Genomic DNA, 17886 nt, shown 5'->3' with positions numbered 1-17886 from the left:
TAAAAAAAAAAATGAGCAAAATTTTTGATTGTTTTTGCTATAGCGGAGAGAGAATTATTGATTTAAGGCTTAGTTTGCTAAAAAATAAAGTTGATTACTTTATAGTTGGAGAATCTGAAATAGATTTTAAAGGTAATCTAAAAAATAGACACTTTAAAATTTCTAGATATCCAGATTTAAAAGATAAGATTATTTATCTAAATTTTAAAAAAGAAGAATTCAGTGATTGTAAAAATGCTTGGGATATTGAAGCAAAATCAAGAAATTTACTGATGAAAGGCCTAGGTGCCGCAAATGATAATGATATAATTTTATTAAGTGATTGTGATGAAATTTTCAATCCAGAAAAAATACAATTAAGCAATAATACGTTTAATTTATATGAACAAATTAATTTTAGATTTTATGGAAATTATTTAAATATTTATCACCCACTATGGACAAAAGCAGTATCTTTCCCAATGCATAAATTAAAAAAATTTAGCTTATGGGATATTCATTGTCTTCATAGAGATGGATATAGAAAAAAAAAATTTACCAATGAAACTGTTAACAAGATACAATATGGAGGATGGCACTTTTCTTATTTAGGCGGATATGAAGAAATAAAAAAGAAATTTAATCAATTTCACAATGCATTCATTGGAAGAAAAAATATTCCTAATATAAATAAAAAAAATTTAATAGAAAAAAAAATTCAATTTGGTGTAGATCTTTTAAATTTTAATCATTTTTGGAATGTTGTTGAAAATTATCATTTGGGTAATAAAGAAATTAAATATTGGTTTTGTAAAAATAAACTTATACTTAAAAAAAAATCTTATAATTATAATATTGATAGTTTGATAAACTCACAAAAAAAGAGAAGTTATATTATGATTAGACTTCTTAACATATATCTTTTTATAAGAAAAAAAATTGTTGGATTTTATTTGGATAATTTAATTTAATTTAATTTTAAAATAATTAATTTAGGAAAATCTAAATTATTTCCTTTAGTTGTTTCTTCTGTCATCATGTAAATATTACCTGAAGGGCCTTCAATAATATCTCTAATTCTTTTATTTATTTTAATATTTTCTATCGAATAAACTTTTCCTTCATCGTAACTATAACCCAATAAAGTTATTTGTTTAGAGTATAAAGTGGAGATTATAATTTTTTTCCCCCATTTTTTAAATTTTTTTCCAGAATATACCAATAAATTTGATACTGCATATTTAGGTCCCCATACAAATATTGGTTTTTCATAAAAATCATTATTCGTATTATTTATATCTAATGGCCAAAAATATGTTTTTTCGTAAATATTATTATATTTTGGATGCTTAGTATAATTTACTCCATACGTTGCAAATGGCCATCCATAATTGGCATTTTCCTTAATAATATTTAATTCATCACCTCCTTTTGGACCATGCTCAACAGAAAATATATTTTGATACTCATCAATAAATAATCCTTGTGGATTTCTATGTCCTAATGAAAATATTTCATTATCAGAATTGAAAATGTTTATCTTTAAAATTTTTCCAAAATGTGAATTTGTATTCTGAGATAAAATTGGACCATTTACACCATCTGCAGAAAAATCTCCTATTGTTAATAAAACATTCTCTTCATCTAATTTAAATATTCTTCCACCTGAACTTCCACCAGCAAACCCTATCAATGGAGTAAGGTCTTTTTTTAGACAATCTTTAGTAGAATATATTAACTTAGTATCTTCAATTTCTAAATTTGAACTAATTTGCGATTTATACAAGTTAATTTTGTGACATTTTAATTTTTCATCAAAAAAATTAGAAGAAAAAAAAATAAACTTTTTTTTATTAAACTCATTAACATGAATATCTTTTATATTAAAAAGTAGAGATATATTGTTTGCCTGGTCTGGGTAATAATTTATAAAATTTTTCCTATTATTGATTATTTTTTTTGAGAGAGAATTTTTTTTTTGGATAAATTCTTTTTGATCAATTTTATATAAAAAAATTTGACCATCACCATCTACATATATTAGATTATTTTTATCTAAAAAATCAATACCTCCATATCTAGATTTAGATGGTAAATCAAAAATTTCTAAATTTATTTTATAATAAAGGCTATCAATAGATTGAGCTAATGATGTTTTTTTTACTAAAAAACTAAAATTGGATTTTAAAAAATTTTTTGTTTTGTAATTAAAAGGAAAAATTTGGTAGTAAAAAAAAACAGCTCCAAAAATAAAACTAGCAAAAACTAAAAAAGTAAGTTTTAAGTTTTTAATTATTAATTTTGTCAAAAATTTCATTAACTTTAATGTTAAATTTAATATTCGTAAATCTTTTTGTTAATTTTTTCATCTCTAATTTTATTTGATAAAGTTTACAGCTATTAGTTTTTTCAAAGTCTTTAATCTTTAAATATAAATCTTCTAAAGAATTATCTACAAAAACAAAGGCATTTTTTTTATGAATATATAATTCTTTTGGACCATTAGGACAATCGCTAGTAATTATTGGAAGATTTAAATATCCTGCTTCTAAAATTGAATGACCTGGCTCCTCCCACTTTGAACACGAAATATATAAGAATGATTTTGAAATAAACTTATATGGATTTAAACAAAAACCTTTTAAATAAACACTTTTAGTTAATCCATTTACTTTAATATATTTTTCTAATTTATCCCTATCCTCACCTTCACCTATAATTAATAAGTTATAATTTTCCCTAATATCTTTTTTGTTAAATGCTTCTAAAAGTAAAAGATAATTTTTTTGACGAGTTAATCTCCCTACAGAAATAATTACTTTTTTTTTAAATATAACCTCATCAGATTCATTTATTTTTTCATATGATAAGAGTTTAATTTTTTGACTTATTATTGGATTATAAACTGTGGAAATTTTACTTGAATTATAATTTAATACATTAATTATTAAGTGCTTAGTTTTATTTGTCATAGTAATTATGTAATTGGCTCTTGAGTATAATTTCTTCCAAAGGAGTAACCTAAAATTATTTAATTTTGGATATCCCTGTATACTGCAAACTATTTTTATCTTTTTAAAAAAAATTCTACCCAAAAATAGTGGAACAATACTTACAAGATATGAAAATATAAAATCTGGCTTATGTTTAAAAATTATAAACGTAAGTTTTGGTATCGCCAAAATAGAAAATAAATATAAAAATAATTTTGAAAAGATACCTGTTTTAGGCAAATATTTACTTACATTAAAAATTTTTAAAAAAATAATATTTTTAAATTCATCTTTATTAATATTGCTAAATTCTCCAAGGACATCAATTACAAAAATTTTATGATTTGATCCATTGCATAATGATAATGCTGATTTTAAAACCGCATTGATTGTACCTACGTGACTAATCAAAGGTGACCAAAAAATAATTTTTTTATCCATTAATTATAATTTAAAAGATTAAAACAATACTACTTAATTGATTTAAAATGTAAACTCTTGTAGTAAAAACAAAAATCAAATGAAATTTAAACTTGCAATTGTGGTATTAACATGGAAAGACTGGAGAAATACCATAACATGTTTAGAGTCTATTTATCAGCAAAAATATAAAAATTTTAAAGTATTTGTAATAGATAATAATTCACAAGATAACACATTCGAAAAAATTAAGCAGTGGAGTAATAATAAAATTAAAATAAATGAGCGCTTAGTAAAACACAAAAATAAAAAAATTAATTTCTTTGATTTAAGAAATAATCGAAAATTGAATAGTAATAACCTCATTAAAAATAAGTATTTTTTCTTGGAAAATAATAAAAATTTAGGCTGCGGTTATGGTCATAATACTGGATATAAAATTGCTACTAAATTTAATTTTAAATATGTGGCAAGAATAGACAATGATATGATTATGCCAAAAAATTTTTTTTCAAATATAATTTCAAAAATAGATAATAAAGAAAATATTCAGGCTATTAGTCCAAAAATTTTATACAAATTTGAAAAAAATAAAATTTGGTGGCGTGGAACAACTATTGGGAACAATCTTAAAATTCAGAGACACCTAAGAAATTATCCATATGGTGAAAAAGATAACAGAAAATTAAAAGGTTTAGTTGAAACAGATGCTATAGCGGGTTGTGCTAGTATTATGAGGGTTAAAAGACTTAAAAGAGTTGGTTTAAGCGATCCAGATTTTTTTTATGGACCAGAGGATATAGAATTTTCAAGACGGATATATGATAAAAAAGGATCTCTTAGAGTTGATCTAGATACAAAAATTTTTCATGCTGTAACGCAAAGCTTTAAAAATTTAAGTAAACGAAGAATGTATTTTGAATATAAATACAGATTACTTCTAATAAAAAAAATTGGAACCTTTTATGATAAGTTGTTTGGGTATTCTGTCTCAATAATTAAATGGTTCATTTATTTAATTCTTTTTATTAATCCAAAACATAGAATAAAAATTTTTCCTGTAGGTAAGGCTATTTTAGATTTTTTTTTAGGAAAACTTGGTAATTTTGATAGAAATAGATTAAATTAATCTATAATGAAAATCCTGGTAAATTTTCTAAGAAATTTAATTTTAAAAATTTTTTATAAAAATATAAAAATTTAGTCACCAGCTATTAAAATAAATAATTTTACTAATTTTTTATTACCCCATGAAAAAAATCTATGGTTTCAGAAAATTAAAATATTATCAAATAATCTTTAATTTTTTAGATACATAAAAATCTTTAAAAAAATAGAATGGGTATAAAATTAAATTTTTCTTTTTAAGGATTATTTGAGTGTCATTATTAAAAACACATCCATGAAAATAATATTGAGCTCTAAAAGTTTTACAATTACTGTTTATTTTTTGATTTATAATCTTAAAATCATTAGTGAATGAGAATGGAATAGGGAAAATTGCAATACATTTTTCATTTGTATTGATTTTAAAAGTAAGTTCTTTACCAATAATTTTTCTTGATATTGTGCAAATTTTTATGTTTTTATTTTCAAATTTATTATTTAATACATAAAGATATTTATCAAAATTTTTTATATCTTCTAAATAATTTTCAAAGTTAATAATTTTTTTAACTTCGAGAAATTCATTGATTTGGTCTTTATTGCTTTTATAGACATAAAGGTTAAATTCATTAAAGTTAAATATTTCATCTATTGATAAATCATGTTTTTTATCACTGAAAATATAATCAATTTTGTAAAGATTAATCAATTTTGAGTCAACTTGTAACCCTGGAATTCTTTCTTTACGGTATAAAATATTTTCTTTTGTCTGATTTGCTTTAAAAGTAGATATATCTAGAAGCAATGAATGTCCCAAATTTGTTATTATTGAATTGGAATGATATTCAAATTCATTCATTGAGTGATTAAATTTTGTATTAAAAACCTGATAAGACATGAAGTCATCAAATTTATTATTTTTAAGAATGTGTTTGGAGTAATCTGTCTTTGTATTCGGAAAGTCTATTAGTAATTTTTTATTTTCATATTTTGTTTTTAAAAAATGATTTGAATTTTTTTCCCAAAAATTTCTTTTTTGGATTGAATGATAAGAATAGTATTTTTTTTCATAAATTAGATTATCATTTGATAAAAAAATTTTGTAATAATTGACTGATTTAATAATTACTAAAAAGAATAAAATTATTGAAAAATATAATTTCTTGAAATTATCAAAAGAAGAAAAAATTAAAGCAATTGAAAATACGTAAATATACTGAAGTGAATAATCTATATAGATTGGACTTGGAAGTAACCATTTTATAATTTTAAATTTATAAATTAATCCTAAAAATAAAGATAAAAATAAAAATCCATAAATTATAAAGGCAATTTTTTGATATGGAAAAACCCTTTTTTTAAAAAAATAAATTAAATTTGTAATAATTAAAGTTAAAAACGCTATTTGAAGTGATTGTGAATTAAAAATTGCAAAATTATAATGATCTTCAACTGGTAGAAGATAATTTCCAAGTGAAAAACGTGCTGTGCCTATTGATAAGAGCACAAACATTAAACTGAAAGGTATATTTATTATAATTGCAATTAACATTTGCTTGTAATTTTTTTCAAAGATAAGAAACAATAAAAAATACAAAAAAGGTCCAAAGCAAGTAACAAAAAAATACATTGGATTTATCAAATAAGAAAATAGATTTCCTAAAATTAAAATAGTCGAAAATAATATAAACCTTTTTTTAAAAAAAAGACTAAGACCTAAAGAAATATTAAAAATAATAATAGGTAGATTAATATAAGATTGATGATCGAAAATCGTAAAAGTATTTAAAAATAATAAATACAATAAAATAGCAAAAACTAAGAAATTCAAAATTTTTTTTTTATTTAAAAAATAGATTGCAAAAATTAATATTGATAAAAACTCTAAAGTTCTAAGAAAAGACAAATATATTAAATAATCTTTTTGAGAATTTAAATTATAATTTAGTTCTGATAAAAAATTTAAAGAAGGATTATGAGGTGTTATAGCAATCCCATTTATACTAAATATATTTACAATTATATCTAAAATTTTTTTATCTTTGCTTAAATTATGTATAAAATTGATCAGCAAATTGTCTGTGTAAAAATAAGTAATCTCAGAGAAGTAAAAATTACTTACAAAAATTGTTGGAATAAAAATAAAAATTACAATACTTGATAATATAGAAAAAAAATTAATTCTGTTCATTTTTTAATTAATATACATTGCCCTTGAAAATTTTTAATAAATAAAAAATTTTTTGAAAATTTGTTGTAAATTTGATCTATAAACTTTTTAATACCATCGGCTCCATAGATTCCATAATCATCGAATATAATTATTCCTCCTTTTACAATTTTTTTTTCTAGAAAATAAAAACTTTTTTTTGTAGATAGAAATGTATTTACATCTAAATGACATAATTTAAATTTATAATTTTTAAATTTATAAGTGAAATTATCTGGAAAAATACCTTTTAATATTTTAGTATTTTTAAGTTTTAATTTATTTTTAGTTTCATTAATTTTTTTTAAATTTTGAAATATGAAAGTATTTTTTGAATAAAATTTTTCTTTATCAACATAACCCTCAAATGTATCAATTAAAAATACTTTACCTTTTTTATTGGCTCTGGAAATAAGAAAACCAGCCCCGCCCATTAAACATCCAACATCTAATATATGTCCATTAATATGCTTAATTTGATTTGACAGATACCAAAGTGTATAAAGTCGTCTAACATCAATTACAGTATATTTTTTTATTTTTTTAAATATTTTAATAAATTCTTTATCTCTTTTCCAGGGTGCAAAAAATGCATTAGAAATAATTATTTCAGACTCATTTTTTTTAATATTCAAAAAAAACGATATAATAAAAATCATAACACTATTAAGTAAAACAGAAAAATTTTTAAGAATCGATATTTTAAAATTTCCGACAGGGTGATTAATTGTATTCATTTTATCCTATTCCAAACTTTATATAATCCAAAAAAGAATAATATGAAAAGAAATATAAATTTTTCTTCTGGACCTTAATTAAATCATTTTTATCTAATATAACTGCATGAAAATAATGTTGTAATTTAAAAGTATCAATTTTTTCATTATTTTTGTAAAAGTTATTTGTGTATGAAAATGGTATTGGAAATATAGCTAAACATTTTTTATTTTCAGAATCAATTTGATATAACATTTCATTTTTAATGCTAAAAAGATTATTTACCCTACAAAACTCTTTTATATTTTTAAATTTGTTTGGTTCTTTATTTTCAGTGAATACTACCTCATTAAAATATTTTAAATCATCTGTGTAAGATTTTTTTATTTTTATTTGATCAATTTTATAACTTTGTCTACGAGGATACTCATACAAAAATAGTTTAAAATCATCATATTTATAGCTACTAATTTTTTTTAGATCTACTTCTCTATCCGAAAGTATTAATCCAAAACCAAAAAAATTATTAAGATGATTGATATTTGAATTGCTGCCTATTGTATTTTTACTTCTTTTTAACTTTTTTGGATTTAGAGCCCAAAAAGTATTTATATTAAGTAATAAAGAGTGTCCCTCATCAATTAAAATTTGATTTTTTGCAAACTCATTCCAAGTTAAAGAATGCTCAAGCGACTTATTATAAAATATTCTTGACCTATAAGTATCTGGCTCATTATTGTTATTTTTAAATATATATCTTGTAAAATCTGAATTTTTATTTGGAATATCAATTAAAACTGATTGTCCTTTTGTATCATTTCTAAACTTAAATTCTTTATTTTTTTGCCAAAAATATCTTTGAACAAGATTTGTATTTTCATACAAAAAATTTTTTTTAATTAAATAATTATAATTAATTATATTATTGTTAACAGAATAAAATTTTAATATTATTAAAAAAATAAAAATTGAGTACAAGAATATTTGAATTTTAAAATTTTTACATAATCTAATTAATGCTACTGCTATCAAACTTATATAAATATATTGAAGTGAATAATCAATATAAGATGGATGTGGAAAATTTTGAAAGAATATATCTAATTTAATTAAAGCGCCTATAATTAAAAATATTATTAAAATAATTGAAATAGATTTATATTCTTTTGAAATATTAAGATATTTTTTTTTGTAATTAAAGAGATATAAAAATAAAATTAATAATATAAAAATAATAAATAATTTTGAATTATAAATGCTAAAATTATAAAAAAAATCAGTTTCATTTTTAATTAATTTACTGAGTGCAAACCTTGCTGTTCCAGAAGTTAAACCAATATAATGTAAGGTAAAAGGAATGTTGATTAATAAAGATAAAAATATTTTTTTATATTCTTTATTAAAAATCAAAAAAATTAAAAAAAATAAAAATGGGCCAAAAACTATGATAAAAAAATAAGATGGATTTATTAAATATGACCAAAAATTACCTAAAAGAAAAACTACTGAAAATAATTTAAGATTTTGTTTTAAATAAAGTGAAATAATAATTGTTAAATTAAAAATAATTATAGGAAAATTAACATATGATTGATGATCAAATACGTTGAAATGATAAACAAAAATTAAAAAAATAAGTGATGAAATTAATAAGTTTGGTCTTTTACCCAAAAAATAATTAACCATTAAATAATAGGTTATGAATTCTATTATTCGAAAAATTGTTAAATATAATACATATCCATATTGACTATTTAAGTTATAGTTTAGATCAGAAAGAAAATTTAATTTAGGATTTATTGGAATAAAAGGTATCCCAAAAATGTTGAATTTATTTATTAAAATCTCAGAAATTTTTTTATTAGAACTAAGATTATGAAGAATCTCCATAAATACATGGTCTGAATAATAGTAGGTTATTAATGATGAGTTTAAAATATTTATTGCTAAGCCGAATATTATTAAAAACGTGAATGATATTAAAAAAAAACTACTCTTTCTCATAATTAATAGAATTAAAAAATAATTCTATTTACTTTAGATTTAATATTTTTTTGTCTTATATATTGAGCTATTGAGTGCATCAGAATATGATGACAGTCTTCTACTAATCCATAATTATTTGCGTTTATATGAATATTGATATCTGAATTGTTGTTTAAATAACCTCCTTTAAAACCACAAAAACCAATTGTTTTTATTCTTTTTTTTTTGCAAACTTAACTAAATTTATTATATTTTTAGAGTTCCCTGATGAGCTTATAATTATAATTAAATCATTTTTTTTACAGTATGTTTCTGCCTGATAAGTAAATACACTCTCGTAATCTATATCATTTGAAATAGCTGAAATTAAACCTGAATTAGAATTTAAACTAAATAGTTTTGGTTTAAGTTTAGTCTTTGTTCTAATCATTTTTGTAAAATCAGTGACATAGTGATTGGCAATTGAGGCTGATCCTCCGTTTCCACATACAAATATATTATTATTTTTTTTTATTTTTTTTTCTATTATCTCAGCTGCCATTTCTATTTTATTTAAATCTACATTTAACAAAGATTTTTGAATATTGTTTCTATATTCAAGAAAAAATTTTTTTAAGGAAAAATATTTTTTTATTGGAAAATTATTAGACATATTCCTTTATTAAATTACTTTTCATTGAGTCTTTTTTAATTTTTAAAATTCTATTTATCTTTTTTACATTATTTGAAGAGCTTACTTTAATTTCCTCCAAAGCAAAATATATAGTTTTTTTTTCTAATAATAATTTTTTAAAAAATTCATCAATTTTTTTTAATTCAAAAATCATTTCAATACTATAAAATATTATACCATCAATATTTTCAATATTTTTTATTAAAGAGTTGAGCATTAAAAAACAATTTTTCATGTTATATTCTGTAGAACTTAATTTAAAGAAAATTTTATTTCTCTCGGCAAAATCTCTTATTACAAGATTTTGAACTCTTTGAGGTATGAAATTTGCACCAATTGGTCTAGAAAAAATATAGCCCCTAAAACCTTTCTCATTATTTTTTTGTTCTTGGTTCTTCATAGTTCATTCCATAAATTGTTGCTGGCCTTACTGAGATTGGCAAAAAAGTTTCTGCAATGTCTTTTTTATCATAGGGAGACATTAAAGATTTAAACCTACAATTAAAACTCCATCTTGTTTCATTTGTCATATTTACTTTATTCCCATGGACTAATTGATGAGAGAATATTAAGCCTTGTCCATAATTAATTTTTAACCATTTTATTTTTTTATCTATTGATTTTTGAAGCATATAAGAGTCTTCGTATTTGTAAAAATTTTTATAAAAGTGTTTGTTTTTGTTCTTATCTAAAATAAACATTGACTTTGTTTTATCAACATTAACAAGCGGTATCCATAAAACTACCTCATACGGCGAACACCCAGACCACACATCAGAATGTATTGGTAAGAGAGAGCTATCATCTCTAGGAAACTGAATACTTAAGTTTACTTTTCTTTGCATTGCAAGTTCATTTCCACAAATTGTTTCTATTAAATCCCTAGCCAGCTCAAAATAGTTTTCTAAAAACCAACTTTTATTGTTCAAGTAATTGTAAACATTCATTCTAAATCTATTTAAATCAGAGAATGATAAGTATTTATGAAAAGAATTTAAAATATCTTTTTTATCAATTTGATTAATCTTGACTCTTTGTTTTGACAATTCTTTTAAAATAATTTTTTCAACTTCTTTTCTAATCTTATTTAGTTTATTAACATTCTTGATATCAAATACTATAAATCCACTATTATTAAATTTTTGGATAATTTTTTTTTCTTTAATGGGAATATTATATTTGAACATTTAAGAATAATTGTTAGAAGGTTTCATAAAAATTACAACAATTTTAACAAATACTGATATACATCAAATATGACAATACTTATTACTGGCGGAGGTGGCTACATTGGGACTTTACTTGTAAGTAAATTAATCAAACAAAACAAAAAGGTTAGGGTTATAGATAACTTTTGGTTTGGTAATTTTTTAAAAAAAAATAAAAATTTAAGCATAATTAAAAAAGATATACTTGATTGTACATCCAAGGATTTAAAAGGTGTAAAATCTATTATTCATCTTGCATCTGTTGCTAACGATCCTGCTTCAAATCTTGATCCAAAATTAACTTGGGAGATTTCTTGTTTGGGTACAATGAAGTTATGTGAACTTGCAAAAAAAAATGGTGTTAAAAAATTTATATTTGCATCATCAGGCAGTGTTTATGGAATTAAAAAAGAAAAAAAAGTCCATGAAAAATTAGATTTAGTTCCAATAAGTGATTACAATAAAACTAAGATGATAGCAGAAAAAGTTATCGAAACTTATAATAAATATTTTAATTTTTATTTAATAAGACCTGGGACTGTTTTTGGATACTCTCCTAGAATGAGATTAGACCTCATGATAAATATTTTAACATTTCAAGCTTTAACCAAGAAAAGTATTACTGTGTTTGGTGGCAAACAAATTAGACCTTTTATACATGTCAATGATATGGTCGATATTTATCAATTTTTTTTAAATAATAAAAAAAAATCTGGAGTTTATAATGCATCAGCTGGTAATTTAAGTGCATTAGAAACAGCAAATGAAATTAAAAAAATTATCCCTGATTGTAAAATTAATATCCAAAAATCAAATGACCCAAGATCATATAGGTTGAGTAATGAAAAAATTTTGAAATCTGGGTTTAAATTTAAAGTAAGATTGAAAGAAGGAATTAAGGATTTTATTACTAAATTTAATGATGGAAAAATAAAAAAAACTCCAAGTGCATATTCTATAGATTTTATAAATAAAATTAAGAAAGCATGAATAAAGTTTTAATTCTTGGGAGCAATTCATTTGCGGGCTCATGTTATGTTGATCACCTATTAAATAATAAATATCAAGTGTATGGTGTAAGTAGATCTAATGAAAGGAAAATTGCCAAATATAAATTTAATAAAAATATAAAAAATTTTAAATTTATTAAAGCTGATATAAACAAAAACATAAGTATATTTAAAAAATTAATTCTAGAAAATAAGTTTAAATATATTGTTGATTTCCTGGGACAAGGAATGGTCGCTGAAAGCTGGGAAAATCCTCAGGATTGGTTAAAAACAAACATCACTAGCAAAACAGAATTGGTAAATTTTTTATTAAATAAGAAATTTTTGAAAAAATATGTAAGAATTTCTACACCAGAAGTTTATGGATCTTCATCAGCTAAAATGGATGAAAAAAAATCATATAATCCGTCTACACCTTACGCAATTACACACATGACAATAGACAAGTATTTAGAAATTTATAATAAACAATATAAATTTCCTTCTGTAATATTAAGACTAGCAAATTTTTATGGTGAAACTCAGCCTTTGTATAGAATTATACCAAAAACAATATCCTCAATAATAAATAAAAAAAAATTACCTCTTCATGGTAATGGAAAATCTTTAAGATCTTTTATATATATAGACGATTTTTGCTCTGCAATTTATTTAGCAATGAAAAAGTCTAAAAATGGTAAAATATATAATGTTTCTTCAAAAGAAATAATTTCTATCAAAAATATTATAAAATTGATTTGTTTTAAGATGAATTATAAATATAAAAAATTAGTAATAATAAAAAATGATAGAAAAGGTAAAGATTTTAAGTATTTTATGAACAGTAATAAAATAACAAAAGAATTAAATTGGAAAAATAAAACAAATTTAAAAAAAGGATTACAAAAAACAATTCAATGGCACCTTGAAAATTTAAAAGTTTTAAAAAAAGAAAAAAATATTTATATACATAAAAAATGAAAAACTTTTTAACAAAACAATATACCAAAGATAAAAGATTTAAAATTCGTCACAACTATTTGACTGAACAATTCAAAGATTATCCAAAAATATTTAAAAAAATTGAAAAAGTTATAAAATTCAATGATTTTACTTTAGGCTTTGAAGTTGAAAAATTTGAAAACAACTTTAAAAAATTGATAAATGCAAAATATTGTATTGGAGTAGGTAGTGGGACAGATGCAATTTATATGGCATTAAAATCTCTTGGTTTGTCAAATAATGATGAGGTAATAACAACTCCTTATACGTTTTATGCAACTGTAAATGCAATTGTTCAAGCTGATTGTAAACCAGTCTATGTAGATGCTAAAGATGATTTTAATATTGATCCTGATCTTATTGAAAAAAAAATTACAAAAAAAACAAAAGCTATTCTAGTGGTTCATTGGGCTGGAAGAATATGTGAAATGAATAAAATAAAAAAAATTGCAAAAAAACACAATCTTTTTATAATTGAAGATGCTTGTCACGCTGCTTTAGCAAACATGGATGGCATATTTGCTGGCAACTTTGGTGATATTGGTTGTTTCAGCCTACATCCTTTGAAAAATTTAAATGTATGGGGCGACGGTGGTATGATCGTGACCAAAAATAAAAATATTGAAAAAAAACTAAAACTCTTAAGAAATCATGGTCTAATTAACCGAAACGAGATTAAAATTTTTGGAATTAATTCAAGACTGGATACAATACAAGCAGTTGTTGCGAACCACTTGCTTGGTAAATTAAAAGTTATAACAGAAAAAAGAAGGTCGAATGCTCAACTTTTAGATGAAGGGTTAAAAGATCATGGAAACATTATAATTCCAGAGAGAATAAAAGGTTTGTACGAAGTATTTCATTTATACTGTATGAGAGCAAAACAAAGAGATAAGTTGATAGCCTATCTTAATTCAAAAGGCATTGATGCCAAAAAGCATTACCCTATACCAATGCATTTACAAACACCAAGTAAAAAAATTGGCAAGTATAAAAAAGGTGATTTTCCATTTGCAGAAAAGCTTTGTGATGAAACTATATCTTTACCAATTCATGAATTTGTAACAAAAAATGCAATCAAATATATTATTAACACTATAAAAAAATTTTATTCAAAAAAAATTAATTCGTAATCACCAGAATAACCAAATTCTTTAAATAACCATTCCCATTCCTTTGGGCTAAAAAAAGATTCACATGTGAGTGCCCAACACTGTAAGTTAAATAGTTCTTTATTGTTCCTATAACTTTCAGTCATTACATATTGCATCTTGCTTACTCTAGAAATTTCTTTTAAAAAAATTTTTATCTTATTAATTTCTAAATTATGGATACAGCCTAGTGAAATAGCTAAGTCAAATTGTTTATTTTTGAAATTTAATTTTTTTCCAGCATCACCAATTTTTAAGTATTTTTTGATACTTTTGGGAGATTGTTTTATTGCATAATTAGAAATATCAATGCCGGTTATGTTGATACCAGGTAATAACTTTTTAATTTCAAATAACAAGAAACCTTTACCACATCCAATATCTAAAAGTTTAGATTTATTTGTTAAATTATATTTATTGATAATTTTTTTAGCAACTGGTGTCCAATAATTTTCAATATATTTATATCCACCATATCCAGATTTACGACTTCCATCCCAATAATCTTTAGAATATTGTTTAGCCAATTTCATGTAAAAAGGTTTATTATCAATCATCCTTTTTAGGTAATTTCTGTTTGTAGATTTGTGAATAGATGTAAATAATTTAAGTATTTTCATTAAACCTTTTAATCACTTTAGCATAAATTTTTTTTTCACTAATTCCACAATAGTTTAATAAATCTTGTTGACTTCCATATTTTTTAACAAAAGCATTATTAATACCAATTCTAAGAACATTATTAATTATTTTTGATTTTCCTGAATTTAATACTTCTAATACTAAGCTACCCAAACCTCCATTTACAAGATGTTCTTCTACAGTAACTATAAGTTTAGTGATTTTAGAAAACTTTAATAATTTCTTTTCATCAAATGGTTTTAGTGTGTGATTATGTAAAACACCTGCTTTTATACCTTCAAGTTTTAATCTGTTTGCAACAGTTAAACACTCTTGAGTTGTTATGCCAGTGGTCACAAATAAAATATCCTTTGGATTTCCAAGTAATATCGATTTACCAAATTGGATTTTTTTAACTTTATTTGTAACTATTTTGTCACCTCCCCGTGCTAATCTTATATAAAGAGGTCCTTTTATATTAACTGTTTGAGGCATTAATTTTTTCATCTCATTTGCGTCACATGGAGCAATTATTCTCATATTTGGTATTGTCCTCATTATTGCAATATCTTCAATTGCTTGATGTGTGGGTCCCAACGGAGCATAAACTAACCCACCTCCATTACCAATAAGTCTAACTGGTAGATTATGTAGACCTAGATCAATAATATTTTGTTCAAAATTTCTTCTGGTTATAAAAGTCGCAATAGTATTAAAATAAGGTATAAAACCTTCTTTAGCTAGGCCAGCTGTCATACCAGTAATATATTGTTCTGAAATACCTTCCATAAAAAATCTGCTACTTATTTTTTTTTTAAATTCGTTTAATACGCCAGCACCTAAGTCGGATCCAACAAAAATTATTTTTTTATTTTTTTTTGCAAGTTGATAAACCATATCTAAACAAGTTTTTCTCATAATTATTTTCCTAATGAATTTTCAATAACTTTTAAATCTGATTCAGAAAGTAAAGATTTATGATGCCAGGCAGGATTACTTTCTGCTTCTTTAATTCCTTTTCCTTTAACCGTATGACAAATAATTGCAGTTGGAAATATTTTGCTTGAATTTGCTTTTTTTAATGCATTGTCAATTTCTTTTATAGAGTGCCCATTAATATTAATTACATCAAAATTAAAACTTTTTAACTTATCAGTCAAAGGCTCAAGGTCTAAAATTTCTTTTGTAAAGCCGTAAGACTGAAGTTTATTATAATCAATAAGTAAAATAAGATTATTTAAACGATGCTTGGAAGCAGACAGCAAAGCCTCCCAAATAGAACCTTCATTAATTTCACCATCTCCACAAACAACATAATATTTATAATTATTTTTTTTTATTTTACTACCTAACGCCATACCAACAGCAATTGGTAATCCATGACCAAGTGCACCAGTAGAAATTTCAACTCCATTTATCTTGTCATGTTCAGGATGGCCACCTAATATCGAGTTAAATTTTCCTACACTTTCGAGGGCTTTTCTTGATATAAATCCATTGTCAAATAAAACAGCGTAAAGTGCCAAGCAACCATGACCTTTACTCAATATAAATTTAGATTTTTTTTTATCAATATATTTTGAGTATAAAACTCTTAATATTTCAACTAATGACATTGCTGGCCCCACATGTCCTCTCTTTTCGTGCTTTAAACACATTAAGATTAGTTTTCTTAAATAGATTGATTTTTTATCTAGTTTAATTTTTTTTGAACTGTTAATTTTACTTCTCATTAAAAAATTCTCTTATTTTTTTGCAAATATAATTAATTTGACTAATCGTCAAGTTTTCATTTATTGGTAAAGATAAAATTGTTTTAGTTTGTTTTTCTGTTATTGGAAAACTTCCAATTTTGTAATTTAAATATTTTGAGGCCTTTTGCAAATGTATAGGAATTGGATAGTGCACCCCTGTCTCAATGTTATTTTTCATGAGATATTTTTGTAGTTCATTTCTTTTTTTTAATTGGATCACAAAAAGATGATATGAATTATACTCACCTTTATTTTCATAAGGTAATTTAATTGGCAAATCTCTCAATTTTTTAAAGTACAAAGATGCAACTTTTCTTCTTTGTTTAATTTTATGATCAAGGTTTTTTAGTCTATAATTTAAAATCGTTGCTTGTAGGGCATCCATTCTAGAAACATAAGCAAATGTTTTTGACATATTTCGATCTTCAAGACCATGATTGATTAAAGTTTTTAATTTTTTATGATATTTTGCATCATTTGTTGTAACAAAACCTGAATCACCACATGCATTTAAATTTTTTAAAGGATGTGCTGAAAAACATCCAATTTCACTAAGTGATCCACTCTTTTTTCCATAGTATTTTGAACCTATTGCTTGAGCAGCATCTTCAATAATTGGTATTTTAAATTTTTTTGAGATTAATTTTATGCTTTTCATATCAGCAATTCTTCCAGATAAATGGACAACCATAATCGCTTTTGTTTTTTTTGTAATTTTTTTTTCTATTTCTTTAGGATCTATTAATTGATCGTCCTTTACATCTGCAAAAACAGGCTTGGCACCCAGATGTGCTATTGTTGCAGCAGAAGCAATAAATGAGTTTGGTGCCGTAATAACCTCGTCTCCTTTTTTAACACCCAGCAAAAATAAAGCTAAAGTTAGTGAATCAGTACCTGAATTTGTACAAACAGCAAATCTTGTTCCACAATAATTGGCAATATTTTTTTCTAATATATTTATAGTTTTTGAACCAACATATTCACCAGACTCTAAAGTTTTTATAATTAAGGGTAATAAATTAAATTTTTCTTTTTTCCATTGTTTTGCAAGATCCACTCTTTTTATTGTTTTCATTG

The 17886-nt window shown here is 23.1% G+C and carries 17 protein-coding genes; 5 read left to right on the top strand and 12 right to left on the bottom strand.

The window, feature by feature from the left end:
- The first annotated feature begins 11 nt into the window (after positions 1 to 11).
- The gene (locus ACIJYE_RS00875; protein WP_435090537.1) at positions 12 to 950 is read left to right on the top strand and encodes a hypothetical protein; all 939 of its coding nucleotides are present in this window, start codon (positions 12 to 14) and stop codon (positions 948 to 950) included.
- Here the strand turns inward: ACIJYE_RS00875 and ACIJYE_RS00870 are convergent.
- Both ACIJYE_RS00870 and ACIJYE_RS00865 read right to left on the bottom strand, forming a co-directional pair.
- Positions 947 to 2296, bottom strand: a complete 1350-nt coding sequence (locus ACIJYE_RS00870; RefSeq protein WP_435090536.1) for a PQQ-dependent sugar dehydrogenase — start codon at positions 2294 to 2296, stop codon at positions 947 to 949. The two genes, ACIJYE_RS00875 and ACIJYE_RS00870, sit on opposite strands and share 4 nt — an antisense overlap.
- The gene (locus ACIJYE_RS00865; RefSeq protein WP_435090535.1) at positions 2268 to 3413 is read right to left on the bottom strand and encodes a glycosyltransferase; all 1146 of its coding nucleotides are present in this window, start codon (positions 3411 to 3413) and stop codon (positions 2268 to 2270) included. The genes ACIJYE_RS00870 and ACIJYE_RS00865 overlap by 29 nt, the downstream gene beginning before the upstream one ends.
- A gap of 79 nt (positions 3414 to 3492) precedes the next feature.
- Here ACIJYE_RS00865 and ACIJYE_RS00860 point away from each other — a divergent pair, with 79 nt between their 5' ends.
- Positions 3493 to 4521, top strand: a complete 1029-nt coding sequence (locus tag ACIJYE_RS00860; RefSeq protein ID WP_435090534.1) for a glycosyltransferase family 2 protein — start codon at positions 3493 to 3495, stop codon at positions 4519 to 4521.
- Positions 4522 to 4680: 159 nt separating this feature from the next.
- Here the strand turns inward: ACIJYE_RS00860 and ACIJYE_RS00855 are convergent, their stop codons facing one another.
- The 6 genes from ACIJYE_RS00855 to ACIJYE_RS00830 all read right to left on the bottom strand — a co-directional run bounded on the left by ACIJYE_RS00855 (position 4681) and on the right by ACIJYE_RS00830 (position 11271).
- Positions 4681 to 6690, bottom strand: coding sequence for a hypothetical protein (locus ACIJYE_RS00855; protein ID WP_435090533.1), 2010 nt, complete (start codon positions 6688 to 6690; stop codon positions 4681 to 4683).
- Positions 6687 to 7445, bottom strand: a complete 759-nt coding sequence (locus tag ACIJYE_RS00850) for a TylF/MycF/NovP-related O-methyltransferase (protein WP_435090532.1) — start codon at positions 7443 to 7445, stop codon at positions 6687 to 6689. Before ACIJYE_RS00850 ends, ACIJYE_RS00855 begins: the two co-directional genes overlap by 4 nt.
- A gap of 1 nt (position 7446) precedes the next feature.
- On the bottom strand, positions 7447 to 9111 hold the full coding sequence (locus ACIJYE_RS00845) for a hypothetical protein (protein ID WP_435090531.1): 1665 nt from the start codon (positions 9109 to 9111) through the stop codon (positions 7447 to 7449).
- Between the two features lie 511 nt (positions 9112 to 9622).
- Entirely contained in the window at positions 9623 to 10063 is a 441-nt protein-coding gene (locus ACIJYE_RS00840; RefSeq protein ID WP_435090530.1) for an SIS domain-containing protein, read from the bottom strand.
- Positions 10056 to 10484, bottom strand: a complete 429-nt coding sequence (locus tag ACIJYE_RS00835; protein WP_435090528.1) for an LIC12192 family sporadic carbohydrate cluster protein — start codon at positions 10482 to 10484, stop codon at positions 10056 to 10058. Before ACIJYE_RS00835 ends, ACIJYE_RS00840 begins: the two co-directional genes overlap by 8 nt.
- Positions 10459 to 11271 carry a sporadic carbohydrate cluster 2OG-Fe(II) oxygenase gene (locus ACIJYE_RS00830; protein WP_435090527.1) on the bottom strand — a complete coding sequence of 271 codons (813 nt, stop codon included), beginning with the start codon at positions 11269 to 11271 and terminating at the stop codon, positions 10459 to 10461. Before ACIJYE_RS00830 ends, ACIJYE_RS00835 begins: the two co-directional genes overlap by 26 nt.
- A 69-nt stretch (positions 11272 to 11340) precedes the next feature.
- Here ACIJYE_RS00830 and ACIJYE_RS00825 point away from each other — a divergent pair, with 69 nt between their 5' ends.
- Genes ACIJYE_RS00825 through ACIJYE_RS00815 form a run of 3 tightly spaced genes read left to right on the top strand, consistent with a single transcriptional unit; the run spans position 11341 to position 14416 of the window.
- Entirely contained in the window at positions 11341 to 12282 is a 942-nt protein-coding gene (locus ACIJYE_RS00825; RefSeq protein WP_435090526.1) for an SDR family oxidoreductase, read from the top strand.
- Positions 12279 to 13262 (top strand): GDP-mannose 4,6-dehydratase, encoded by a 984-nt coding sequence (locus ACIJYE_RS00820; protein ID WP_435090525.1) that lies wholly within the window; start codon positions 12279 to 12281, stop codon positions 13260 to 13262. The genes ACIJYE_RS00825 and ACIJYE_RS00820 overlap by 4 nt, the downstream gene beginning before the upstream one ends.
- On the top strand, positions 13259 to 14416 hold the full coding sequence (locus tag ACIJYE_RS00815) for a DegT/DnrJ/EryC1/StrS family aminotransferase (protein WP_435090524.1): 1158 nt from the start codon (positions 13259 to 13261) through the stop codon (positions 14414 to 14416). The genes ACIJYE_RS00820 and ACIJYE_RS00815 overlap by 4 nt, the downstream gene beginning before the upstream one ends.
- Here ACIJYE_RS00815 and ACIJYE_RS00810 read toward each other — a convergent pair.
- Genes ACIJYE_RS00810 through ACIJYE_RS00795 form a run of 4 tightly spaced genes read right to left on the bottom strand, consistent with a single transcriptional unit; the run spans position 14392 to position 17884 of the window.
- Entirely contained in the window at positions 14392 to 15054 is a 663-nt protein-coding gene (locus ACIJYE_RS00810) for a class I SAM-dependent methyltransferase (protein WP_435090523.1), read from the bottom strand. The two genes, ACIJYE_RS00815 and ACIJYE_RS00810, sit on opposite strands and share 25 nt — an antisense overlap.
- The gene (locus ACIJYE_RS00805) at positions 15041 to 15973 is read right to left on the bottom strand and encodes a transketolase family protein (protein ID WP_435090522.1); all 933 of its coding nucleotides are present in this window, start codon (positions 15971 to 15973) and stop codon (positions 15041 to 15043) included. The genes ACIJYE_RS00810 and ACIJYE_RS00805 overlap by 14 nt, the downstream gene beginning before the upstream one ends.
- Before the next feature lie 2 nt (positions 15974 to 15975).
- A complete protein-coding gene (locus ACIJYE_RS00800) occupies positions 15976 to 16788 on the bottom strand; it encodes a transketolase (protein WP_435090521.1) in 813 nt (270 codons plus the stop codon).
- On the bottom strand, positions 16778 to 17884 hold the full coding sequence (locus ACIJYE_RS00795) for a DegT/DnrJ/EryC1/StrS family aminotransferase (RefSeq protein ID WP_435090520.1): 1107 nt from the start codon (positions 17882 to 17884) through the stop codon (positions 16778 to 16780). The genes ACIJYE_RS00800 and ACIJYE_RS00795 overlap by 11 nt, the downstream gene beginning before the upstream one ends.
- Between the last annotated feature and the right edge of the window lie 2 nt (positions 17885 to 17886).

It is taken from the genome of Candidatus Pelagibacter bacterium nBUS_30, from assembly GCF_051201245.1.
Lineage (GTDB): Bacteria > Pseudomonadota > Alphaproteobacteria > Pelagibacterales > Pelagibacteraceae > Pelagibacter.
Note: the sequence above shows the minus strand (reverse complement) of the source record. Positions and strands in the feature narration are given on the sequence as shown.